The sequence below is a fragment of the Stenotrophomonas maltophilia group sp. msm1 genome (genome assembly GCF_032025805.1).
Lineage (GTDB): Bacteria > Pseudomonadota > Gammaproteobacteria > Xanthomonadales > Xanthomonadaceae > Stenotrophomonas > Stenotrophomonas hibiscicola.
The window spans coordinates 179,113-199,748 of the sequence record NZ_JAVSKH010000003.1 but is presented as its reverse complement, the minus strand read 5'-3'; the positions used below and the strand labels follow the sequence as shown (position 1 = coordinate 199,748).

At 66.9% G+C, this 20,636-nt stretch carries 19 protein-coding genes; 11 read left to right on the top strand and 8 right to left on the bottom strand.

Translation table 11 applies throughout. The annotated features are described in order from the left end of the window. Nucleotides 1-15: 15 nt before the first annotated feature. The 5 genes from creD (at nt 16) to ROV95_RS16045 (ending at nt 5,557) form a co-directional block, all read left to right on the top strand. Nucleotides 16-1,335 carry a cell envelope integrity protein CreD gene (gene creD / locus ROV95_RS16065; protein ID WP_312545290.1) on the top strand — a complete coding sequence of 440 codons (1,320 nt, stop codon included), beginning with the start codon at nt 16-18 and terminating at the stop codon, nt 1,333-1,335. Between the two features lie 10 nt (nt 1,336-1,345). Next, complete coding sequence (locus ROV95_RS16060) at nt 1,346-1,756, top strand: hypothetical protein (RefSeq protein WP_019659172.1); 411 nt, start codon at nt 1,346-1,348, stop codon at nt 1,754-1,756. A 124-nt stretch (nt 1,757-1,880) separates the two neighbouring features. Further along, nucleotides 1,881-3,473: a M28 family metallopeptidase gene (locus ROV95_RS16055; protein WP_155029183.1), complete on the top strand. Its 1,593-nt coding sequence runs from the start codon at nt 1,881-1,883 to the stop codon at nt 3,471-3,473. Nucleotides 3,474-3,627: 154 nt separating this feature from the next. Beyond that, nucleotides 3,628-5,031, top strand: coding sequence for a glutamate--tRNA ligase (gene gltX, locus ROV95_RS16050; RefSeq protein ID WP_134732486.1), 1,404 nt, complete (start codon nt 3,628-3,630; stop codon nt 5,029-5,031). A 34-nt stretch (nt 5,032-5,065) separates the two neighbouring features. Further along, nucleotides 5,066-5,557: a Fur family transcriptional regulator gene (locus ROV95_RS16045; protein ID WP_021202513.1), complete on the top strand. Its 492-nt coding sequence runs from the start codon at nt 5,066-5,068 to the stop codon at nt 5,555-5,557. Between the two features lie 95 nt (nt 5,558-5,652). Here ROV95_RS16045 and ROV95_RS16040 read toward each other — a convergent pair whose 3' ends face one another. The 5 genes from ROV95_RS16040 to ROV95_RS16020 form a co-directional block, all read right to left on the bottom strand. Then, complete coding sequence (locus ROV95_RS16040; protein ID WP_021202514.1) at nt 5,653-6,807, bottom strand: HlyD family secretion protein; 1,155 nt, start codon at nt 6,805-6,807, stop codon at nt 5,653-5,655. An 8-nt stretch (nt 6,808-6,815) separates the two neighbouring features. Continuing rightward, nucleotides 6,816-8,489, bottom strand: a complete 1,674-nt coding sequence (locus tag ROV95_RS16035; RefSeq protein ID WP_312545288.1) for an MFS transporter — start codon at nt 8,487-8,489, stop codon at nt 6,816-6,818. After that, nucleotides 8,489-9,055, bottom strand: a complete 567-nt coding sequence (locus ROV95_RS16030; RefSeq protein WP_312545286.1) for a TetR/AcrR family transcriptional regulator — start codon at nt 9,053-9,055, stop codon at nt 8,489-8,491. Before ROV95_RS16030 ends, ROV95_RS16035 begins: the two co-directional genes overlap by 1 nt. 221 nt (nt 9,056-9,276) lie before the next feature. Further along, complete coding sequence (locus tag ROV95_RS16025; protein ID WP_312545285.1) at nt 9,277-9,591, bottom strand: hypothetical protein; 315 nt, start codon at nt 9,589-9,591, stop codon at nt 9,277-9,279. Nucleotides 9,592-9,883: 292 nt separating this feature from the next. Then, a complete protein-coding gene (locus ROV95_RS16020; RefSeq protein ID WP_312545283.1) occupies nt 9,884-12,085 on the bottom strand; it encodes a TonB-dependent receptor in 2,202 nt (733 codons plus the stop codon). Between the two features lie 135 nt (nt 12,086-12,220). On the opposite strand from ROV95_RS16020, the gene ROV95_RS16015 reads away from it, so the two are divergent. Beyond that, entirely contained in the window at nt 12,221-12,634 is a 414-nt protein-coding gene (locus ROV95_RS16015; protein ID WP_019338435.1) for a MerC domain-containing protein, read from the top strand. Between the two features lie 110 nt (nt 12,635-12,744). Continuing rightward, nucleotides 12,745-12,924, top strand: coding sequence for a 30S ribosomal protein THX (locus ROV95_RS16010; protein ID WP_004150462.1), 180 nt, complete (start codon nt 12,745-12,747; stop codon nt 12,922-12,924). Between the two features lie 129 nt (nt 12,925-13,053). Here the strand turns inward: ROV95_RS16010 and ROV95_RS16005 are convergent, their stop codons facing one another. From ROV95_RS16005 to ROV95_RS15995, 3 genes are all read right to left on the bottom strand, one after another. Continuing rightward, the gene (locus ROV95_RS16005) at nt 13,054-14,304 is read right to left on the bottom strand and encodes an ectonucleotide pyrophosphatase/phosphodiesterase (RefSeq protein ID WP_312545281.1); all 1,251 of its coding nucleotides are present in this window, start codon (nt 14,302-14,304) and stop codon (nt 13,054-13,056) included. Between the two features lie 408 nt (nt 14,305-14,712). Then, nucleotides 14,713-15,204 carry a methylated-DNA--[protein]-cysteine S-methyltransferase gene (locus tag ROV95_RS16000; RefSeq protein WP_021202265.1) on the bottom strand — a complete coding sequence of 164 codons (492 nt, stop codon included), beginning with the start codon at nt 15,202-15,204 and terminating at the stop codon, nt 14,713-14,715. Continuing rightward, a complete protein-coding gene (locus ROV95_RS15995) occupies nt 15,201-16,679 on the bottom strand; it encodes a DNA-3-methyladenine glycosylase 2 (protein WP_019659161.1) in 1,479 nt (492 codons plus the stop codon). The genes ROV95_RS16000 and ROV95_RS15995 overlap by 4 nt, the downstream gene beginning before the upstream one ends. Nucleotides 16,680-17,202: 523 nt before the next feature. Here ROV95_RS15995 and ROV95_RS15990 point away from each other — a divergent pair. The 4 genes from ROV95_RS15990 to ubiM all read left to right on the top strand — a co-directional run bounded on the left by ROV95_RS15990 (nt 17,203) and on the right by ubiM (nt 20,628). After that, complete coding sequence (locus ROV95_RS15990; RefSeq protein WP_111098978.1) at nt 17,203-18,363, top strand: hypothetical protein; 1,161 nt, start codon at nt 17,203-17,205, stop codon at nt 18,361-18,363. A 59-nt stretch (nt 18,364-18,422) separates the two neighbouring features. Next, complete coding sequence (locus ROV95_RS15985) at nt 18,423-18,968, top strand: DUF4019 domain-containing protein (protein ID WP_019659159.1); 546 nt, start codon at nt 18,423-18,425, stop codon at nt 18,966-18,968. A gap of 11 nt (nt 18,969-18,979) precedes the next feature. After that, the gene (locus tag ROV95_RS15980) at nt 18,980-19,369 is read left to right on the top strand and encodes an MAPEG family protein (RefSeq protein WP_019659158.1); all 390 of its coding nucleotides are present in this window, start codon (nt 18,980-18,982) and stop codon (nt 19,367-19,369) included. Nucleotides 19,370-19,449: 80 nt separating this feature from the next. Beyond that, nucleotides 19,450-20,628, top strand: coding sequence for a 5-demethoxyubiquinol-8 5-hydroxylase UbiM (ubiM, locus tag ROV95_RS15975; RefSeq protein WP_312545276.1), 1,179 nt, complete (start codon nt 19,450-19,452; stop codon nt 20,626-20,628). Nucleotides 20,629-20,636: the final 8 nt, after the last annotated feature.

Here is a 20,636-nt window from a genome sequence, read left to right as displayed (position 1 = left end):
CAACGAGGATGGACCATGAAATCCCTGAAGATGCTGCTGCGCTTCGCCATTGTCGGCGGCCTGATCCTGCTGCTGCTGGTTCCGCTGACGATGATCCGCAGTGTCATCAACGAACGCAGTGCGTACCGCGACGAGGCTTTCTCGCGGGTGGCCGACAGCCGCGCCGGCGCACAGCAGCTGGTGGGCCCGGTGCGGGTGGTGCCATGGGTGGAACGCAAGCAGGTTGAACTGGTCAACCCGCTGGGCGTCAAGAAGACCGAAGTGCAGGTCACCGAGGGGCACTGGCTGCAGATGCCGGCGTCGCTGGAGGTGGGCGGCGAAATGCTGCCGAGCCAGCGTGAGGTGGGGCTGTTCAAGGTGCCGGTGTACAGCTGGAACGGCCAGATGAAGGCGACCTTCGCCGCAGACGATTACCCGGTGAAGGCGGGCCGCAGTTACGGCCAGCCGTATGTGGCGGTGGGGGTTTCCGATGTCCGTGGCCTGGTCGGCACGCCGAACCTGCGCGTGGATGGCAAGCAGCTGCGTTTGCTGCCGGGTGTTGGTGCGGCCAGCGAGATCGGGCGGGGCCTGCATGCACCGGTGGCCGGTTTCGATGCGGATCAGGGCGGCACGCTGGCCGCCAGCACCGTTGAACTGGAGCTGCGCCTGGATGGCAGTCGCATGCTGTCGGTGGTGCCGGTGGGCGATGACACCCACATCGCGCTGCGTTCGAGCTGGCCGCATCCGTCGTTCAGCGGAGCTTTCCTGCCCAACGAGCGCCGCGTTGATGCGCAGGGATTCGATGCGCGCTGGGCGGTGTCCTCGCTGGCCTCCGACGCACAGCGGCAGCTGCGCAATGACGGTTCGGTGGACTCGCAGGCGGTGACGGTGTCGCTGGTCGATCCGGTCGATACCTACACCCAGGCCGACCGTGCCTCGAAGTACGGCGTGCTGTTCGTGCTGCTGACCTTCCTCGGCTTCATCCTGTTCGAGCTGATCAAGTCGCTGCGCATCCACCCGCTGCAGTACCTGATGGTCGGCCTGGCGCTGGCGATCTTCTTCCTGCTGCTGATCAGCCTGTCCGAGCACATCGCGTTCTGGAAGGCCTACCTGGTTTCGGCGGTGGCCTGCATCGGCCTGCAGGCGGTGTACCTGGCCAATGTGCTGGGCCACTGGAAGCGCGGCTTCGGCTTCGCGGCGCTGCTGACCGTGCTGTACGGCGCGCTGTATGGCCTGCTGGTGTCGGAGAACAATGCGCTGCTGATGGGTTCGCTGCTGCTGTTCGTGATCCTGGCGCTGGCGATGTGGGTGACCCGTCGGGTGGACTGGTACGCGCTCGGCGCGGACCTGAAGTAAGGAGCAGGCCATGAGTTGGCGCCAGGGATTGCGGCAACGGGCACGGCAGGGTATTCCGGCCCTGTTGGAAGTGGATGCACTGCTGCAGGCACATGGCGTGCTGGCGGCCCTGCCGGGGGCACGGATCGCCCCCGGCCTGGTCCGCTTCCAGCTGGCGGCGGCGACCTGCCAAGGACTGCGGGGCAAGGGCCTGGGCTGGTTGCAGGGTGCGCGGCAGGGACGTGGCGCAGTGGCCGGACGGGTGCCGCGCTACCGGCCATGGAAGGCCGGGGCGGAAGCGCTGGCCGAAATCGGCATCGACGGCCTGCCCGATGACTGGCCCGCGCATGCGGCGGTGTACGGCTGCTGCAGCGTCGACCGGCGGCACTGGTTGTTGTTGCTGCCGGAGCGGGCGCAGTTGTGGTTGGGGTGGAGGGGGTGACCGGGTTGTTCATCCACGCATGGCGTGGATCTACTGCTGTCCATGACCGATGGGACGGTATCGGCGCGCCCCTGCTGGCTAGACTCGATGGGTTGAAGATCGAGCCGAAGGGCAGGGGTGCGATGTGTTGAAGTGGGGCGTGCTGGCCGCAGCGCTGGTGATGGGTGGCAATGCAGGGGCGCAGCAGCGCGAGACGGTGGACCTGGACATGGTCAGCCGCATCCGCCAGGAGGCCTTCCACCGGTCGCAGGTGATGGACACCTTCAGTTACCTCACCGAACGAATTGGACCGCGGTTGACCAACTCGCCGGCGATGGGCCGCGCCAATGCGTGGACCCGCGGCAAGTTCAACGAATGGAAGCTGGACAACGTCCACGACGAGGCCTTCGATGATTTCGGCCGTGGCTGGGAATTCACCTCGGCGAGCGTGGAAATGCTGGGTGACCGCGTGCAGCCGCTGCATGCGCTGCCCAAGGCCTGGACCCCCGGTACGAAGGGCCCGGTCGAAGGCGAGCTGGTGCAGGTCGACATCAAGAAGCCCGAAGACATAGAGAAGTACCGCGGCAAGCTGCGTGGCAAGATCCTCCTGCTGGGCGAGGCACGCGAATACAAGCGGGGCACCGAGCCCGATTCGCACCGCCACGACGCCACCTCGCTGGAGGGCCTGCAGGAGTTCACCCTGCCCAAGGACAAGGACGCCACCGCCGAGCGCGCCAAGCGGGTCAAGGAATACCAGGAACGCCAGCAGCTGGCGGCCAAGGTCAATGCCTTCTTCGTGGAAGAGGGCGCGCTGGCCTCGATCGGCATCAGCAGCTGGGACAACGGCATCATCCGCGTTGCCGGTGGTGGTTCGCGCAAGGCCGGTGAGTCGGTGGGCATTCCCGAGCTGGCGATGATCAGCGAGCACTTCAATCCGCTGGTACGCGCGCTGGAGGCCAAGCAGACCGTGCGCCTGCGCGTGGATGTGGCCGCACGCTTCACCGACGAGGCCGACCAGCCCGGCTACAACACGCTGGCCGAGATCCGTGGCAGCAGCAAGCCCGATGAAGTGGTGATGATCGGCGCGCACCTGGATTCCTGGCACAGCGGCACCGGTGCGGCCGACAACGCCGCCGGCGTGGCGGTGATGATGGAGGCGATGCGCATCCTCAAGGCCACCGGCGCCAAGCCCAGGCGCACCATCCGCGTGGCGCTGTGGAGCGGCGAGGAGCAGGGCCTGATCGGCTCGCAGGCCTATGTGGCCAAGCACTTCGGCAAGTTCCCGGAGCCGACCGACCCGGCGCAGAAGGCGCTGCCGGCGTCGCTGCGCGAGCCGACCGGCGCACTGCAGAAGACCCGCGACTACGGCAAGTTCCAGGTCTACTTCAACATGGACAACGGCTCGGGCCGCTTCCGTGGCATCTACGCTCAGGAAAACCTGGCGGCCATGCCCATCTTCGAAGCCTGGCTGGCGCCGTTCCATGACGTGGGCGCAACCACCGTGGCCACCCGCAACACTGGCAGCACCGACCACATCAGCTTCGACCGCATCGGCCTGCCGGGCTTCCAGTTCATCCAGGACCGGCTGGACTACTTCACCAATGTCCACCACAGCCACCTGGACACCTGGGACCACGCCGAACCGGAAGACCTGAAGCAGGCCGCTGCCATCGTCGCCTCGTTCGCCTACAACGCCGCGATGCGCGAGCAGCCGTTCCCGCGCAAGGTGGAACCGTAAAAGGGGACGGAGGGGATTAAGTCGCATCTCCCCTCCGTTTCCCGGTTGCAGTGCCCACGGGCTGGGCAATCACGACTTAATCCCCTCCGTCCCCTTTTTCCGTCGGGGGCGGTGGGCTGGTAAAATCGGGGGATTCCCGTTCCTCGAGCCGTCCATGACCTGCCGCACCCGCTTCGCCCCCAGTCCCACCGGCTACCTCCACATCGGTGGTGCCCGCACCGCGCTGTACTGCTGGCTGGAGGCCCGCCACCGTGGCGGCGAGTTCGTGCTGCGCATCGAGGACACCGACCGTGAACGCAGCACCCAGGGTGCGATCGACGCCATCCTGGAGGCGATGGAGTGGCTGGGCCTGGACTATGACGAAGGCCCGATCTACCAGACCGACCGCGTTGCCCGTTACCAGGAAGTGGCCGAGCAGCTGATCGCCGAGGGCAAGGCGTACTACGCCTACGAGACCCGCGAAGAGCTGGACGCGATGCGCGAGGCTGCCATGGCCAGGCAGGAGAAGCCGCGCTACAACGGCGCTGCGCGCGATCTGGGCCTGCCCTACAGGGACGACCCGAACCGCGTCATCCGCTTCAAGAATCCGCTGGAAGGCACGGTGGTGTTCGACGACCTGATCAAGGGCCGCATCGAGATCGCCAACAGCGAGCTGGATGACATGGTGATCTTCCGCCCGGACGGCTACCCCACCTACAACTTCGCGGTGGTGGTGGACGACTGGGACATGGGCATCACCGAGGTCATCCGCGGCGACGACCACATCAACAACACCCCGCGCCAGATCAACCTGTACGAAGGCATTGGTGCGCCGGTGCCGAAGTTCGGCCACATGCCGATGATCCTGGACGAGCAGGGCGCCAAGTTGTCCAAGCGCACCGGCGCGGCCGACGTGATGCAGTACAAGGACGCCGGCTACCTGCCCGATGCGCTGCTGAGCTACCTGGCCCGTCTCGGCTGGTCGCACGGTGACCAGGAGCTGTTCAGCCGCCAGGAGCTGATCGAGCTGTTCGACGTGAAGGACTGCAACTCCAAGGCCTCGCGACTGGACATGGCCAAGCTGGGCTGGGTCAACCAGCACTTCCTGAAGACCGAGGATGTGGCCGCGATCGTGCCGCACCTGGTCTACCAGCTGCAGAAGCTGGGGCTGGACGTGGCTGCCGGACCGGCACCGGAGGACGTGGTGATCGCCCTGCGTGAACGCGTGCAGACCCTGAAGGAGATGGCCGAGAAAGCCGTGGTCTGGTACCAGCCGCTGACCGAGTACGATGACGCGGCGGTGGCCAAGCACTTCAAGGCCGGTGCCGAGGTGGCGCTGGGCAAGGCCCGCGAGCTGCTGGCGGCGTTGCCGGAATGGACCGCCGAATCGGTGGGCCTGGCCCTGCATGACGCGGCCGCAGCGCTGGAGATCGGCATGGGCAAGGTGGCCCAGCCGTTGCGCGTGGCCATCACCGGTACTCAGGTCAGTCCTGACATTTCCCATACCGTGTACCTGGCTGGCCGCGAGCAGGCCTTGAAACGCATCGATGTGGCCATCACCAAGGTAGCAACGGCCTGAGGCATCCTTGCCAGGCCCGAACCGGAGAACGCGCATGTCCGCCAAGACCGCCACTGCTTGTACCGCCCCGCACCACCACGTCCACGACGCATCGGATTTCGTGGCGGTGGTCGAGCGTGTCTCGCGCGAACGCGGGCTGCGCCTTACCCCGATCCGCGCCAATGTACTGAAGCTGATCGCCGAGGCCGGCAAGCCGGTCAAGGCCTATGAGTTGCTGGAATGGGTGCGCAACGGCAAGGGTGTGGGTGCTGATGCCCCGCCCACCGTGTACCGCGCCCTCGACTTCCTGATGGCCAATGGTTTCGTGCACAAGCTGGAATCGGTGAATGCCTTCGTGGCCTGCCACCACCCCAGCAGCGCCGCGCATTCGGTGCCGTTCCTGATCTGCAACAGCTGCCACAGCGCGGTGGAACTGGAAGACCGGGAAATCGTCAGCCAGCTGGAAAAGCGCGCCAAGGAACTGGGCTTCCAGCCGCAGGCACAGACCCTTGAAGTGCACGGTCTCTGCGCGCGCTGCGCGGGGTAATGCAATGGTAGTGCCGGCCGCTGGCCGGCATCCTGAGTGGGGTCAGATCCCTTTGCCAGTGGCAAAAGGGATCTGACCCCGTTTCATGACAAGGGCTAGTCCTTCGGTTTGCCTGCCGTATCCACCCGCACGATCACCGACATGCCGGGCCGCAGCCGCGCCGCCAGTGCCTGACCCGGATCGATCGAGATCCGCACCGGCAGCCGCTGCACCACCTTGGTGAAGTTGCCGCTGGCATTGTCCGGGCGCAACACGCTGAACTCCGACCCGGTGGCGGGCGCGATCTCTTCGACACGGCCCTTCAGCACCTGCCCCTGGAACGCGTCCACCGAGAACGTGGCCGGCTGGCCGATCGCCATCCCCCAGGTCTGGCCTTCCTTGTAGTTGGCCACCACCCACAGCGTGTCAGGTACCAGGAACAGCAGCTGCGAGCCGGCCGCGACGTACTGGCCCACGCGTACGCTGGCTTCACTGATCTGGCCGTCGCGCGGTGCGTGGATCACCGTATTGGCCAGATCGATGCGGGCCAGCTCCAGCTGCGCCTGCGCGCTTTCCACCTGGGCCTCCAGGCTTTTGCGCGCGACCTGGGTCGATACCAGCGTTTCCTCGGCGATGCGGATCTGCGCCTGCGACTGCTGCACGCTGGCCTGCGCCGAGGCCTGGCTGGTGCGGAACTTGTCGCGGTCATTGATCGACACGAGTTGCTGTGCGGCCAGTTCCTCGTAGCGCTTCAGCTCGTTGCGCGAGCGCTGCAGTTCGGCCTGGCCGGCCGAGAGCGTGGCGCGCGCCGAGGCGATCTGCGCACGGTTCTGCGCCTGCGACTGGTCGGAGTTGGCCAGCGCCGCACGCGCGCTGTCCAGCGTTGCCTGCGCCTGGGCGACACGCTGCGCATAGATGCGGTCATCGATGCGCAGCAGCGGCTCGCCTTCCTTCACGTGCTGGAAGTCCTTCACCAGCACCTCGGTCACATAGCCGTTCACCTGCGGCGCCATCACCGTGATCTGGCCGCGCACATAGGCGTTGTCGGTCACCATCACGCTGCTGGTGAACGGCCACAGGTGCCAGGCACGCAGGATCAGCGCAATGCCCAGCAGGGCGACAATCACCATCACCGCCACGCTGCGCGCGCTGGGCTTGAGGTACTTCGGCGCGACCGCGGGTTCTACCGGCGTGGACGCGGGCGCCGCGTCGGTGGGCGGCGGCGGGGTGACGTTGTCGGCGTCGTCGGGTCGGGGCGGTACGGGAGGCATGGGGGGACTCAACGGGATGCGGCCGGCGTGGCCGCGGTGGAAACGGGCGGGTGGCGCTTGCGCCATTGCTTCAGTACGGCGGTACGCAGCGACAGCAGCAGCAACCAGCACAGGAAACCGATCGCCAGCCAGCCGCTCAGGGTGAACACATCATTGAAGCCACGCACGTTGGCTTCTCGGCGCGTGGTCTGTGCCAGCTGCGCGCTGCCCTGTGCGCTGCGCAGGACCGGGTCGGTGATCTGGGCGCTGTACGGCTGCTGCTGGAGACGCAGGCGTTGCGCTACCACCGGATCGGCCGGATCGAGCTGGCTGGTCAGCGCGCTGGAATACAGTTGCTCGCGATGCAGCTGGAAGGTGCCCAGCACCGCCGAGCCGGCCAGGCCGCCCAGCGTCTGCGTGATCGACAGCGTCACCAGGAAGGTGATCATGTGGTCCACGCCCTGTTTCAGCGCAGCAGAGATGCCAAGCATGATCAGGGGCCCCATGAACATGCCCGCACCGACCGAGGCCAGGAACTGGCTGGCGTAGAAGTCGTGCGGCCGATCCATGCTGGTGCGGTGCTGGTCGAAGAACGCGGCGGCGCCCAGCAGCAGGATCGCCATCAGCAGCTGGGCGATCAGCCGCTTCGGGCCGAAGGTAAGCGAGGCACCGGCGATTCCGGTGATCACCCCGGCCAGGATCACCACGAACAGCGGCCGCATCTGGTCCGGTCCCATGCCCAGCGTGCGCATCAGGTTGACCACGCCGTAGGATTGCTCGGTGGTCAGGAAGCGGATCAGGAAGGCGCCGACGATGAAATGCAGCACCGGCAGCGTCGACAGCCAGCGGATCTGCAGCAGTGGGTTACGCCGGTAGTGCTCGATGATCAAGGCGGTGGTGGACAGCACGATCGAAGCGATCAGCGCCCAGCCCAGCCACGCTGTATTGAGCCACCAGCGCGTGTAGCCCTGCGCCAGCACGATCACCAGCAGGGCGACGGCCGGGGCGAGCAGCGCGAACGTGAGGAAGTCCAGTGGCTCGAACGCCTTCACCTGGATGCCCGGCGGCAGCTTCAGCACTACCACTGCGGCGAAGGCGCACAGGGCCAGGCCGGCCTCGAACGAGTACAGTTGGTGCCACTGGCCGGTATCGACCAGGCCCGGGGAGACGATCCAAGCGATCGGCACCGCCAGCTGGGAAAGGCCGACGCCGACCACCAGCAGATTGCCGGTGAAGCGCCGCGGCAGCGCCTGCAGCATGTACAGCGTGCCCAGCGTTGAACAGGCCGCGCCGGCGAAGCCGCTGGCGGCACGGGTCAGCATCGTGGTCTCGAAGCTGCCGACGAACAGGTGCAGCACCGCCAGCGCCGCATACAGCCCCAGCCCGATTTCGGCGAACAGGCGGATGCCGTACTGCTGGCGGAACTTGAAGGCCAGCAGGTTGGCGGTGACGTTGACCATGGCATAGGCCGCTACCAGCCAGCTGCCCTGGGTCGGGGTCAGCGCCAGCTGGCCCTGCAGGAACGGCAGGTTGGCGGTGACCAGCGCATTGCCGAGGCCGCCGGTGATCGCTACCAGCAACGATACCAGCGCATAGGCCGCACGCCGGTACGGCGGGTGCCAGGGCATCGACGCCGAGCCGGGCATGGTCGGCTTCTCATGTTCCTCCCAATCCGGAACCGGCTTCAGATACGGCTGGACCATCAACGGGCCTCGCTGGCAGCTCCCTGGAGACCGCCACGCAACAGTTGCAGGGCGCGCCCGGCCAACTGGGCGCGCTCGTCGCGGGTCTTGCCGCGCAGGGCCGCACCCAGCATGCCCGAGATCAGTGAAATATCCGTCTTTTCCAGGTCGGCACGGCACAGTCCGGCGGCCTTGGCGCGCGCGATCGGTTCCTCCAGCAGGTCGCGCACGGTCTCGCGCGCAGCGCGCATGGACGGCACGTCCGAATCGACCGCACGCCAGTAATCGGCCAGCGCCGGCGAATCGATGATGCGCTGGGCCATGCCGTCGAATACCTCGAACAGGGCGTCGTCGCGGTCGCCGAGCTGTTCGACCTGGCGCCGGATGCGGTCGACCGTACGCTGCAGCAGCGCCTGGATCAGCGCGGTGCGGTCGGGGAAGTTGCGGTACAGGGTGGCGCGGCCCACCTGGGCGCGTTCAACCACCAGGTCCAGCGGGGCGGTGACACCGTGTTGGCCGAACACATGATCGGCGGCGTCGAGGATGAGGGCGCGGCGGGCAGCGGCATCGGCACGTTGGGCGGTCATGGGTATATTTTCGGACATTATTGTCCGGTTGGCGAGACATTGAGTGACGGGATTGTCCGCTTGTTGTCGTACGCACATCTTTGTGACGGATACGTGATGGTGAGAATCTGAACGAAAGCGGGGCCCGAAGGCCCCCCGCTGGAGTTGTTGTAGATCCACGCCATGCGTGGATGAAAAGGCTTGGCGCCGGAACGGATGCGGCTAGCCGGTGGCTGATCCGCTCATCTGGCCTTCTTCCTGCTCTTGATGAAATCAATGAACCCCTTCTCATGGCCCTCAAAGACACGACGGCCGTACTTCCGGTACTGCGGTTCAAATAGTGTGTAGGCCCCATCCAGGTCTCCGGCCTCGAACTCAATCGTTGCAAGGAGCTCGTCCATGTACTCGCTTGAGGCTTCTCCTTGTCCATAAATGCCTCTGGCGACCATCGCCCACGCTCTGGCCTTCTCAAACTGAGCGGTATCGCGATAGAAGACAGCTATTCCATACGAGGTAATCTGGCCGTAGCCATAAGCAGATTTCGGCTCTGGAATCATGTCCCGGCTTTCAAGGAAGCGATGCTCTGCCTCCGCAATGTCGCCGGCCAGCCAAGCGGTTCTCCCGCGTTTGGCGATTGCAAGGAAGCGTTCTTCCAGTTCGGCATCGAGACTCAGGGCCGTGCAAATGTTTCCGCTCAGTTTGTCTATTGGATTGACACCGGGCTGAGTCTAGCCGCGTAGCAGATGGTGATGCGTCGGTAGTGCGCCGCTTTCACCAGTTCATGCCATATACGACAAAAAAAGGGGGCCTTTCGGCCCCCTCAGGTAATGTTCCGACGGCGCAGGCCGATCAGAAGAACGCGCGGATGCCGAACGCGACACCACGGCCCGGCAGCGGCGAGTAGTCGCGCAGCAGCGAAGTATGCGGGCGCACTTCGCGGTTGGTCAGGTTGCTGCCATCCAGGAACACCTCATAGCTGTTACTGGCGTTGCGATCCCAGCGGTAGGCCAGGTGCGCGTCGACCAGGGTGTAGCCGTTGCTCGGCTCCTCGTTCTGCGCGACGTCCTTCTGGCGGCTGTAACGCACCGCACCGACCGAGGCGCGCCAGCCGTCCTTCGACCAGCGCAGGTCGGCACCGACGCGGGCCGGGGCGATGCGCGGCAGGTAGCCGGTGTTGGCAAGTTCCACGCTGTAGTTATGGTTGTGGTCGCCATGCGGAACGGCAATGTCGAGGTTGCGGCTGCCGCTGCCATCCAGCTTGGCTTTCACGTAGTCACCGAACAGGCGCAGGTCCCAGTCACCGGCGCCGCCCTCGAACAGGTGCACCAGGGCCTCGGCCTCGGCACCGCGGAATACCGCGTCCTGCTGGGTCCAGGCGCGGACCGGCAGGCCTTCGGTAATACCGGTGTCGGCCAGGTAGATGAAGTCCTTGAACCTGGTCTGGTAGACCGACGCGGAGAAGTCCAGGCGCTCGCTGTGGGTGTGGATACCCAGTTCCACGCGCTGGCCGCGCTCGGTCTTCAGGTTGGCGTCGCCGATCTCCAGCGAACGGGTGGCGATGTGGGCGCCGGCGGCATACAGCTCCTCGTTGGTGGGTGCACGCTCGGAGCTGTCCACGCCGATACGCAGGTCAACGGCGTCGTTGAGCTTCCAGATGCCGGCGGCAGACAGGTTGGTGGCGCCGAACGTGCGGCGCCGGTAATCACCGGTCGGGTCCAGCTTGACCTGGTCGTGGCGGCCGCCCAGTTCCAGCTTGAACGGTCCGAACTGCTTTTCCTGCAGCACGAACAGGCCGATGTTCTTCGTGCCTGTATCCGGAACGAACGCCTCTTCGCCCTTGGCGCCGAAATCACTGTTGCCGAACTGCAGGCCGAAGGCGCCGTCCCAGCCACCGATCTGCTGCTGCACCGCTTCCAGGCGCGCTTCGATGCCACGGTTGGTGAAGCGGGTCGACGGCGTGCCGGCCTCCAGCTCCACGTGCTCGTAGTCGGTATAGGCCACGCGTGCGTTGATGTTCTTCAGGAACGAGACCGGGTCATAGATGCCGGCCTTGGTCTCGAAGCGGTTCTGCACCATGTCGATGCGCACGTCATGCTCGTCGCCGCCTTCCTCTTCGTCGCCATGGTCGTGGCCGTGGTCATGGCCGTGATCGTCGCCATCGGCGTGCACGTGTGCGCCGTTGGGAATGCCGTAGTTGGTGCGGTAGGTGCTGGCAGACACGCCGAAGTAGCCAGCGTCGCCCAGCCAGGTCGCGCCAACGCCACCGGCACGCGTGCGGATCGAACTGTTGTCCAGGCGGCCGCGACGCGGTTCCTCGCCTTCCTCGCCCGCAGGGTCATGGTCGTCGAGGTGGTCTTCCAGGCTGTCGATCACCGCATAGCCAGGGATGCGGTAATCGTCGCCATTGCGTACCAGGCCATCCACATGCAGCACCACGTTGCCGCTGACGCCATCCAGGCGGAACATGCCGCTGCGTTCATCGTTGACCGAATTTCCGCGCAGCTCGGCGCGGCCGCTGAGCGGGCGTTCCGGCAGATCGCGCGCGATGCGGCCGTCGACCACGTTGACTGCGCCACCAATGGCGCCGCTGCCGAACAGCAGCGTGGCGGGGCCCTTCAGCACTTCGATCTGGTCGGCCAGGAACGGCTCGATGCTGGTGGCATGGTCGGCACTGACCGTGGAGGCATCCATGTTGCCCATGCCGTTGGACAGCACGGCCACGCGTGGGCCTTCCTGGCCGCGGATGATCGGGCGGCCGACGCCGGGACCGAAGAAGGTGCTCTGCACGCCGGGCAGCTTGGCCACGGTATCGCCGAGGGTGCCGGCCTTCTGCTCGTCCAGGCGTTCACCGGCCAGAACCTCCACCGGGCGTGCCAGCGATTCGGCATCACCCTGCAGCGGCGACGCGGTGACCTGCACCGACGACAGCTCGGTCAGGTGGCGGTCACGATGGGAGGTGTCCTGGCCGGCTGCAAAGGCGACGGACGGCAGCAGGGCAGCGAGGGCCAGGGCCAGGGAATGCGGCTTGAGCCGTGGGGTGTGGGCGGGCATGGACGGGTCCTTTGTTACAATGTATCAATCACGGGGCGCACGAATCCCGTCGATGGGACAGGGTGAGGGAAACCGTGCGGGTCGGAGAGGGATGTTATATTATTCCATAACGATTCGCCGACCCTGCTGGAAGTCATGTCCCTGTCCTCACGCCTGCGCCACCTGCTCGACCGTTTCGGCGCTACTGGTTCGATGCTGTGCGCGGTGCACTGCGCGGTGATCCCGGTACTGCTGGCCGCAGCGCCTTCGTTGGGGCTGTCGTTCTGGCTGAGCGATGGGGTGGAACAGGCGCTGGTGGTGTTCGTCACCCTGCTGGGGCTGTTCAGCCTGGTCTGGGGCTACCGCCGGCACGGTGCGCTGCGTGCGCTGGGCTTCCTGATTCCCGGCCTGGTCGCATTGTGGGCCGGCGTGCTGTACGACCCGTTGCACCACAATGCGGTGCCGCACGCGGTGGTGATGACCGTCGGCGGCCTGCTGGTGGGGGTGGCCCACCTGGTCAATCTTCGCCTCAACCACGGCCACGTGCACGACGCCAGCTGCGCGCACTAGGCGCTCCGTGATAGGATTTTCGATCGTGCGCGGGGGCGCCCAGCAAGGCGGCCCCGCCGAACCCGTGTCAGTACGGGGTAACCAGATTTCACACTTGAGGAGTTGAAGACATGGGTAAGGGTGACCGCAAGACCGCCAAGGGCAAGCGCTACAACGCCAGCTACGGCAACGCCCGTTCGCACACCGCGAGCAAGGTCGCCGTAGGCGCCGCCGCCCCGGTTGCCAAGAAGACCGTGGCCAAGGCTCCGGCGAAGAAGGCTGTGGCGAAGAAGGCCGTCGCCAAGGCCTGATCCGGCCGACCGACCGGTCCAAAGAAAAACGCGGCGCCTGGCGCCGCGTTTTTTTTATGCACGTTTTTGTAGAGCCGAGCCCATGCTCGGCGCAATGCAGCCGAGCGTGGGCTCGGCTCTACAATCGGATCAGCGCAGGGTCTTCTTCAGCGTTTCCGGATTTCCGTCGTTCGGCGCGGCCGGCACCTGCAGCAGGTGCGCCAGCAGCGGGTAGACGTCGACATTGTCGAAGCCATCGATCACCAAACCCTGTCGGAATGACGGGCCGCTGGCCACGAACACGGCACGCATGGAGGGCAGGGCATTGTCGTAGCCATGCGAGCCGCGATCCTGATGGTCGCGTTTGGCGATTTTCTCCTGATGCAGGGCATCCCAGCCTTCATCCATGGCACAGACGATGGCCGGAACCCGCGGATGCGTGCCATAGTGCCAGCGTGCCGGCAGGTTCTCCTTCTTCCAGCATTCGTAGTGCGCGTGGCGTCCGAGCAGGGCGCGTTCGGCTTCCGCTTCGCGGCCGGCGACCGGCGCAAAACCCACCGACTGGCCCTGGCTGATATTGCGTGCAATGGCCGGGTCGGCCATCGACTCGGTGGAGATCACCTGGCCGACCGGCACGCTGGCCATGCCATGGTCAGAGACCACGATCACGTTGGTGGTCGCGGCCAGGCCGCGCTGCTGCAGCCCATCGAGCACCTGGCCGACGATCTGGTCGGCGCGCACGATGGCGTCGGCATACTGCTTCGACTCGGGGCCGTAGTTGTGGCCGGCCTTGTCCACGTGTTCCATGTACAGCGTGGTCAGGCGCGGTGCATCGGCGTCGGTCTGCGCCAGCCAGTGGAGCACGATGCCGGCCCGCTGTTCCAGCGGTTGCTTGCCGTCGTACACGCGCCACTTGCTGGGGCGCACGCCGCGGATTTCAGACTCACTGCCCGGCCACGCCGTGGTGGCCGAACGTACGCCAGCGTTCTCGGTACTGACCCAGATCGGTTCGCCACCCCACCAGCCGCTGGTGGTGACCGCGTCGCGGTTGCTCAGTTCGAAACGGCCCAGGGTTGCATCGTCCATGCTGTTGTTGACGATGCCGTGGTGGTCCGGACGCAGGCCGGTGACGATGGTGTAGTGGTTGGGGAAGGTCAGCGACGGATAGGACGGCGTCATCCAGCGTGCACGCACGCCGCCGTCGATCAGTCGCTGCAGGTTCGGGGTCAGGCCGCGGTCCAGCGCGTCGGCACGCAGGCCATCGATGGAGATCAGCAGCAGCTTGGGCGGCGCAGCCGCAGCGACGGGTGTGGGAACGGAGGCGGAAGGGGCGGGCGCGGTGGTGCAGGCGGCCAATGGCAGCAGCAGCGCCAGCGCGCAGGTCAGGCGTACGGAAGTCATCCGCGCATGATAGTGCGAGGTAATGACGCGCCCAAGACACGGCGCACTATTGCGCGCCGTGTCCGCGCATTTTTCCTTATCCCCGCGCCTGTCGGCGCGCCCCCTTCAACAAGAAGGGGGCTTTTCTCCAGACAATTTACAGACGCTTCATCCACGCATGGCGTGGATCTACCGCGTCGACCAAGGTCGACACCTACCCACCGCCGCGGGAATCTGTCGAAGGTGGGGCGGTGTGGGTTGGCAGGACCGTTGGCGCCATGGATGGCGCCATCGAGCCCCCATGGATGGGTTTACGGCGTCTCCTGCCCACCCATACCGCCCCACCCAACGCGTAGAAAATCGGAGCTGTATTGGCTCTTGACCTTGCCGTTGCCTCTGCGGGTGCCGAGCGCAGCCCGGCCAGCCCTCTCAGGCGAACAGCGGGGCCTGGCGTTGTTCCAGCCGAAGCAGCGCCGCCTTGGTTTCCAGGCCGCCGCCGAAACCGGTCAGTGCGCCGTTGCTGCCGATCACGCGGTGGCAGGGCAGGATGATCGGCAGCGGGTTGCGCCCGTTGGCTGCACCGACCGCACGGGTCGCGCTGGGTTGGCCCAGGTGCTGCGCCAGCTGCAGGTAGCTCCAGGTCTGGCCGAACGGAATCAACGCCAGCGCCTGCCACACACGCAGCTGGAACGGCGTGCCGCGTGGTGCCAGCACAAGGTCGAAGCTGCTGCGTTCGCCGTGCAGGAACTGCAGCAGTTGCTCGCGCGCTTCTGGCAGCGCATCCGGTGCGTAGTGCCAGTCATCGCGCCCGCGTGCCGGATGGCGGTTCTCGGGGAAAAGCACATGTGACAGGCCACGTTCGTCACCGGCGATGGTCAACACGCCGATCGGGCTGTCGAAACGGTCGAACAACAGGGTCATGTCGGTTCTCCAACGAACGTGCCGGACAGGTGCCAAAGGTGCAGCACCGCGTAAGCGCGCCACGGCCGCCACGGTTGCGAGCGCGCTTCGGTTGCACGTTCGCTCAGGCGCTGGCCCTGCGCGTGGCCGAGCACCTGCTGTAGTACAAGATCGCCGGCCGGGAACGCATCGGGCTGGCCGAGCCCGCGCAGGGCGATGTACTGCGCCGTCCACGGGCCGATGCCGGGCAGCGCGACGCAGCGCGCAACGAATTCCTCCAATGCCTGCCCGGGCGCGAAGTCGAGCTGGCCGCTGGCGCAGGCGGCCGCCAGCGCACGCACGGTGGCGGCGCGGCTGCGCGGCAGGCCGATCGATTCCAGGGGCGCTTCGGCCAGCACCTCGGGCGCCGGGAACTGGCGATCGAATTCCGATGGCATGCCCGGCAGGTGCGCGCCATAGGCGTCGACCAAGCGCCGCGCGAAGGTGGTGGCTGCGGCCACGCTGACCTGCTGTCCGAGCACGGCGCGTACGCCCACCTCGAAGCCATCCCAGCCGCCGGGTACGCGCAGCCCGGGGCGTTCGGCGATACCGCGCGCCAGCAAGGGTTCTTCGCTCAGCGCGGCGTGCACCTGCTGCAGGTCCGCGTCCAGATCGAATACGCGGCGCACGCGGCGCACGATGTCCGGAATCAGACGCGGATCGACCGCGCCCAGCTGCAGGCGCAACTCCGGGCGCTTCGGGTCGGCGGTGACCCGCAGCAGGGTGGGGCGTTCGGGCGTGCCCAGCACACGCTGGTAGCTGTCTTCGCCGATCAGTTCGATGCCAGGCAGGCTGCGTTTGCGCAGGAAGGCCAGCATGCGCGGGAAGTCCAGCGGCGGGCGATACACCAGGCGCAGCACCAGGCCGCCGTCATCGGCGGCCAGCGGCTGGTGCTGGCGACGCAGCGCCGTCGGTGCCATGCCGCAACCCTGCAGGAAAGCGGTGTTGAAGCGGCGCAGGCTGTTGTAGCCGGCGGCCAGCGCAACGTCGGTCACCGGCAGCGTGGTCTCGGTCAGCAGTTGCTTGGCCAGCAGCAGGCGATGGGTGGCGTGGATCTGCGCCGGCGTCGCGCCCAGGTGTTCAACGAACAGGCGCTGCAGCTGGCGCGCGCTCAGGCCGATCTTCTGCGCGAGGTCCGCGACGGGCTGCTCCTGAAGGAAGCCGCCATGGATCAGGGCGAGTGCGCGTTGCACGGTCTGCCCGGCCAATGCCTGCTGGGCCTGCGGTGCCAGTTCAGGACGGCAGCGCAGGCACGGGCGGTAGCCGGCAGCTGCGGCCGCAGCGGCGGTGGGGTAGTAGGTGATGTTGCGCGGCTTCGGTGGCGGTGCCGGGCACACCGGGCGGCAGTAGATGCCGGTACTGCGCACGGCGGTGAAGAACACGCCGTCGAAGCGCGCGTCGCGGGCCAGGCGGGCACGGTCGCAGGCGGCGGTGTCGAGGGCGAGGGCGGTATCCATGGCGCCAGTCTAGGCGTGTGCGGCTGGAGATACTCGCCACATTCGGACATGGATGCTGAAGAGGGTTGGGCAGGGCTGCGCCCTGCACCCGCAGAGGCAACAGCAACAGCAGGCTTCCTGCGGGAGGGCGGGGTGGGGCCGGTGGCAGGGGGCGCTGCAAGTACGTCCCTGTAGCTCGGTCGCCGCTTGCTCGTGTGCGCTGTCCTGCGCACACGGCAAGACCGGGGTTGGGCGTCCTGCCCAACCCGCCCGAGGCATGCCTCGGGCCCATGGCGCTCACGCCCCTGCCACCGGACCCACCCCGCCTTCGACAGTTTCCCGCGGCCTGCCGGAACGGCATCCCGCTCTGGGTGTCGACCTCGGTCGACACGGTAGATCCACGCCATGCGTGGATGGAGTGGTGCAAGACGCTGTAATGAAAAGGTTGGAGCCAGAGGGTCAGAAGGGGTTCAGTGCCACGCGCTGAACGGGTGCCCCGGACGGGTAGACTGTGGCTCCTGCTCACGTGAAGACTGGTTGCCCGATGTCCGCCAAACGCCGCTGGTTGCCCCTGTTGTGCCTGGCCCTGGCGGGCTGCAGCCAGCTGGAAAATCCGGGCAATGTGACTGCTGCCGACAAGGCGGCGCGGGCACCGGCCAGCGATGGCGAGAACATGGTGTCGATCAATGCGGCCGATGCACCGCCACCGCCAGCGCCGCCGCGCAGCCAGGCGGATCGGCCGTGGCCGCAGGCGCAGCTTGAGAATGGCCGTGCCTGGGTCAGCTGCAGCACGGAATATGCTGGCGATGCCGGCGACGGTGTCGAGCTGGAAGGCCTGCAGCGCGAGCAGATCACTCAGGCGCTGGCGCCGTGCGCCGAGCGCGGCCTGATGCGCGTGCGTTACGCCGGCAAGATCAATCCGGGCTTCGCCGAGATGATGTGGCGGTTGGCGGTGGTCGCCGACCAGCAGAAGATCCACAAGCGCATCCTCGATCTGGATTCCAGCGGCGGCCAGGTGGAATCGGCGATCGTTGCCGGTGACAGCATCGGTGAATCCGGCTGGACCATCTGGGTGCGCGAAGGCTCGATCTGCCACAGCGCCTGCGTGTTCGTGCTGGCCGCCGGTGACAACCGCCTGCTGTCGGGCAAGGTCGGCATCCACCGCATGATGCGGATCAGCTCCAAGGCCACCTCGCGCGCGGAACTCAACCGCGAGCTGCACGAGGTCTACGACAACGTGAAGGACTATCTGCAGCGCAATGGCGTGGCGGTGGGCGTGGCCGATCTGATGATGACCGTGCCCAACCGCAGCCTGCGCCTGCTGACTCCGGACGAGCTGCGCCAGTACGGCCTGGATGGGACCAATGCGGTGCAGGATGATCTGGAACGGATCAAGCAGATGCGTGCCTGCGGCGATGATTTCGTGCAGCGCAAGGACGCGTTCCTGGTCGCCTTCGACCAGCAATGCAAGCGCGAAGGCGCCGACATGGAGTCGATCAACAGCTGCGGCCAGGCGTTGAAACAGCGCTTCGGCTTTCCCGACGCGGTGTGCCCGGACGAAAGCCCGCTGTCGGAGATCGATGTGGCGACGCTGCCCCCGGCACCGCCGGAACCGCCGATGGCCGAGCAGGCAGCCGACGATGCAGGCAAGTCTGCGGCGCAGGCCGATGCGGCGGCGGTGGAAGGCAACGCCCACGCGCGCTGACGAACCGCTCACCGCGCTGGCGTAGACTGCGGTCCTTTCCTCGAGAACCGGCGGTGTCCATGAAGCGCGCGCTCCTGCTGCTGTCCCTGCTGCCCCTGACTGCGTTGGCGCAGGCACCTGCGCCGGCCACGCCGGCACCGGCACCCGCGCGCCCGGCCCCGGCATCGCCGGCGGCTGCGAAACCGGCCACCGCCGGCGCTCCGGCATTGACCGCCGCGCAGCAGGCCCAGGTGCAGAAGCAGGACGCCGAAATGGGCGCGGCTGCGTTGAAGGCGGCGCAGCTGGTCGATGCCAACCGCGCCGGCGAACTGTGGGATGGCGCTTCGGCCGTCGCCCGTCGTGCGGTGCCGAAGGCCGCCTTCGTCAGCCAGCTGACCACCGAGCGTGCGCGCCTGGGTGCGTTGGCCGGGCGAGGCCAGCCCACCATCACCCGGGTCAAGTACAGCGCCGGTGCTGCGGTGCCGGAAGGGCTTTACATCAACGTCAGCTTCCCGACCCGTTTCGCCAACAGCGCGCAGCCGGTGCGCGAGCTGGTCTCGTTCCGTTTCGACGAAGACCAGGTGTGGCGCCTGGCCGGTTACAGCCTGCGTGCGTCGGCACCCTGAGGAGATGAGCGATGGCAACTGAACTGACAATGCTGGCCTGGTCGATCGTGCTCGGCTTCGTGTACATCTTCGCCACCTCCACCGTGGTCACCCGCGAGCGCGGGATGAAGTGGAATGCCTCGGCACGCGATGGCGATGCAAAGCCGCTCAGCCCGCTGGCCGGCCGCCTGCAGCGGGCCCAGGCCAACTTCCTGGAAACCTTCCCGTTCTTCGCCGCTGCCGCCATTGCAGTAGTCGTGTCCGGTCGCGGCAACGGCACCACGGCGCTGGCTGCGCAGGCCTACTTCTGGGCGCGTGTGGTCTATCTGCCCCTGTACGCGGCCGGCGTGCCCTACCTGCGCAGCCTGGTGTGGCTGGTGTCGCTGCTGTCGATCCTGGCGCTGGTGTTCGCGTTGTTGTGACCCGCGCCTGATCCAGATCAAGGCCGGTCAGGCGCGCGGCGCTATGCTGGCCCGGACTGAATCAACGGCAGGAGGCGCGCATGCGCAGGATGGACGTGGTGGTGGTCGGCGCCGGACCGGCGGGCCTGTGCTTCGCTCGGGCGCTGGCCGGCAGTGGCCTGCAGGTCGGGCTGGTCGAAGTTCAACCGCGCCAGGCGCTGGCCGAGGCCGCCTTCGATGGCCGCGAGATCGCGTTGACCCATGCCTCGCGGCAGAGCATGGAGCAGCTGGGGCTGTGGCAGCGCCTGCCGCCGGCCGAGGTCGCTGAACTGCGCGATGCCAAGGTGATGAACGGCGGTTCGCCGTTCGCGCTGACCTTCGCCAGCAGCCAGGTCGACGGCCAGCCGCTGGGCTGGCTGGTGCCCAACCATCTGATCCGCCGCGCTGCATGGGATGCCGTGCAGGACCAGGATGGTCTGGACCTGTTCGACGGGCGCAAGGTGCAGCGCGTCCAGGCCGATGCGCAGGGCCACGTGGTCAGACTCGATGACGGCAGCCAACTGCACGCCCGCCTGCTGGTCGCGGCTGACAGCCGCTTCTCCGCCACCCGCCGCATGCTTGGCATCGGTGCGCAGATGCGCGACTTCGGCAAGTCGATGCTGGTGTGCCGCATGCAGGTCGAGCGCGACCATCACCACACGGCCTGGGAATGGTTCGGTTACGGCCGCACCATGGCGCTGCTGCCGCTCAACGAGGGCCAGGCATCGGCGGTGATCACGCTGCAGCCGCGGCAGATCGAAGAACTGCTGGCGATGGATGAGGTGGCCTTCGGCGATGCCATCAGTGCGTGCTTTGAACATCGCCTGGGCCGCATGCAGCCGGTGGCGACGCCGCAGGCGTACCCGCTGGTAGGTGTGTACGCGCACCGTTTCGTCGGCGAGCGTTCTGCGCTGATCGGCGATGCCGCAGTCGGCATGCATCCGGTCACCGCGCATGGCTTCAACCTGGGCCTGGCCAGCGCACAGCGGCTGGCGCAGGGCATCGTCGCGCAGCAGCGTCGCGGTGCCGACATTGCTGCCGCCGGCATGCTGACCAGCTACCAGCGGGGCCATCGGCTGGCGTCGCGGCCGCTGTACGAGGCCACCAATGCGATCGCCAGCCTGTACACCGACGACCGTCGCCCGGCGCGCCTGCTGCGTGCGGCTGGCCTGCGCCTGGCGCAGGGCGTGGCACCGTTCAGGCAGCTGATCGCCTCGCACCTGACCCAGCGCGTGGCCTGAACGGCTTC

Coding starts and splice junctions, on each gene's coding strand:
- ROV95_RS15985 (WP_019659159.1), top strand. CDS start 18,423: ATGAAGCGCGCGCTCCTGCTGCTGTCCCTGCTGCCCCTGACTGCGTTG.
- ROV95_RS15990 (WP_111098978.1), top strand. CDS start 17,203: ATGTCCGCCAAACGCCGCTGGTTGCCCCTGTTGTGCCTGGCCCTGGCG.
- ubiM (WP_312545276.1), top strand. CDS start 19,450: ATGCGCAGGATGGACGTGGTGGTGGTCGGCGCCGGACCGGCGGGCCTG.
- ROV95_RS16035 (WP_312545288.1), bottom strand. CDS start 8,489: ATGGTCCAGCCGTATCTGAAGCCGGTTCCGGATTGGGAGGAACATGAG.
- ROV95_RS15980 (WP_019659158.1), top strand. CDS start 18,980: ATGGCAACTGAACTGACAATGCTGGCCTGGTCGATCGTGCTCGGCTTC.
- ROV95_RS16010 (WP_004150462.1), top strand. CDS start 12,745: ATGGGTAAGGGTGACCGCAAGACCGCCAAGGGCAAGCGCTACAACGCC.
- ROV95_RS16045 (WP_021202513.1), top strand. CDS start 5,066: ATGTCCGCCAAGACCGCCACTGCTTGTACCGCCCCGCACCACCACGTC.
- ROV95_RS16000 (WP_021202265.1), bottom strand. CDS start 15,204: ATGACCCTGTTGTTCGACCGTTTCGACAGCCCGATCGGCGTGTTGACC.
- ROV95_RS16015 (WP_019338435.1), top strand. CDS start 12,221: ATGTCCCTGTCCTCACGCCTGCGCCACCTGCTCGACCGTTTCGGCGCT.
- ROV95_RS16025 (WP_312545285.1), bottom strand. CDS start 9,591: ATGATTCCAGAGCCGAAATCTGCTTATGGCTACGGCCAGATTACCTCG.
- gltX (WP_134732486.1), top strand. CDS start 3,628: ATGACCTGCCGCACCCGCTTCGCCCCCAGTCCCACCGGCTACCTCCAC.
- ROV95_RS16030 (WP_312545286.1), bottom strand. CDS start 9,055: ATGACCGCCCAACGTGCCGATGCCGCTGCCCGCCGCGCCCTCATCCTC.
- ROV95_RS16005 (WP_312545281.1), bottom strand. CDS start 14,304: ATGACTTCCGTACGCCTGACCTGCGCGCTGGCGCTGCTGCTGCCATTG.
- ROV95_RS15995 (WP_019659161.1), bottom strand. CDS start 16,679: ATGGATACCGCCCTCGCCCTCGACACCGCCGCCTGCGACCGTGCCCGC.
- creD (WP_312545290.1), top strand. CDS start 16: ATGAAATCCCTGAAGATGCTGCTGCGCTTCGCCATTGTCGGCGGCCTG.
- ROV95_RS16040 (WP_021202514.1), bottom strand. CDS start 6,807: ATGCCTCCCGTACCGCCCCGACCCGACGACGCCGACAACGTCACCCCG.
- ROV95_RS16020 (WP_312545283.1), bottom strand. CDS start 12,085: ATGCCCGCCCACACCCCACGGCTCAAGCCGCATTCCCTGGCCCTGGCC.
- ROV95_RS16060 (WP_019659172.1), top strand. CDS start 1,346: ATGAGTTGGCGCCAGGGATTGCGGCAACGGGCACGGCAGGGTATTCCG.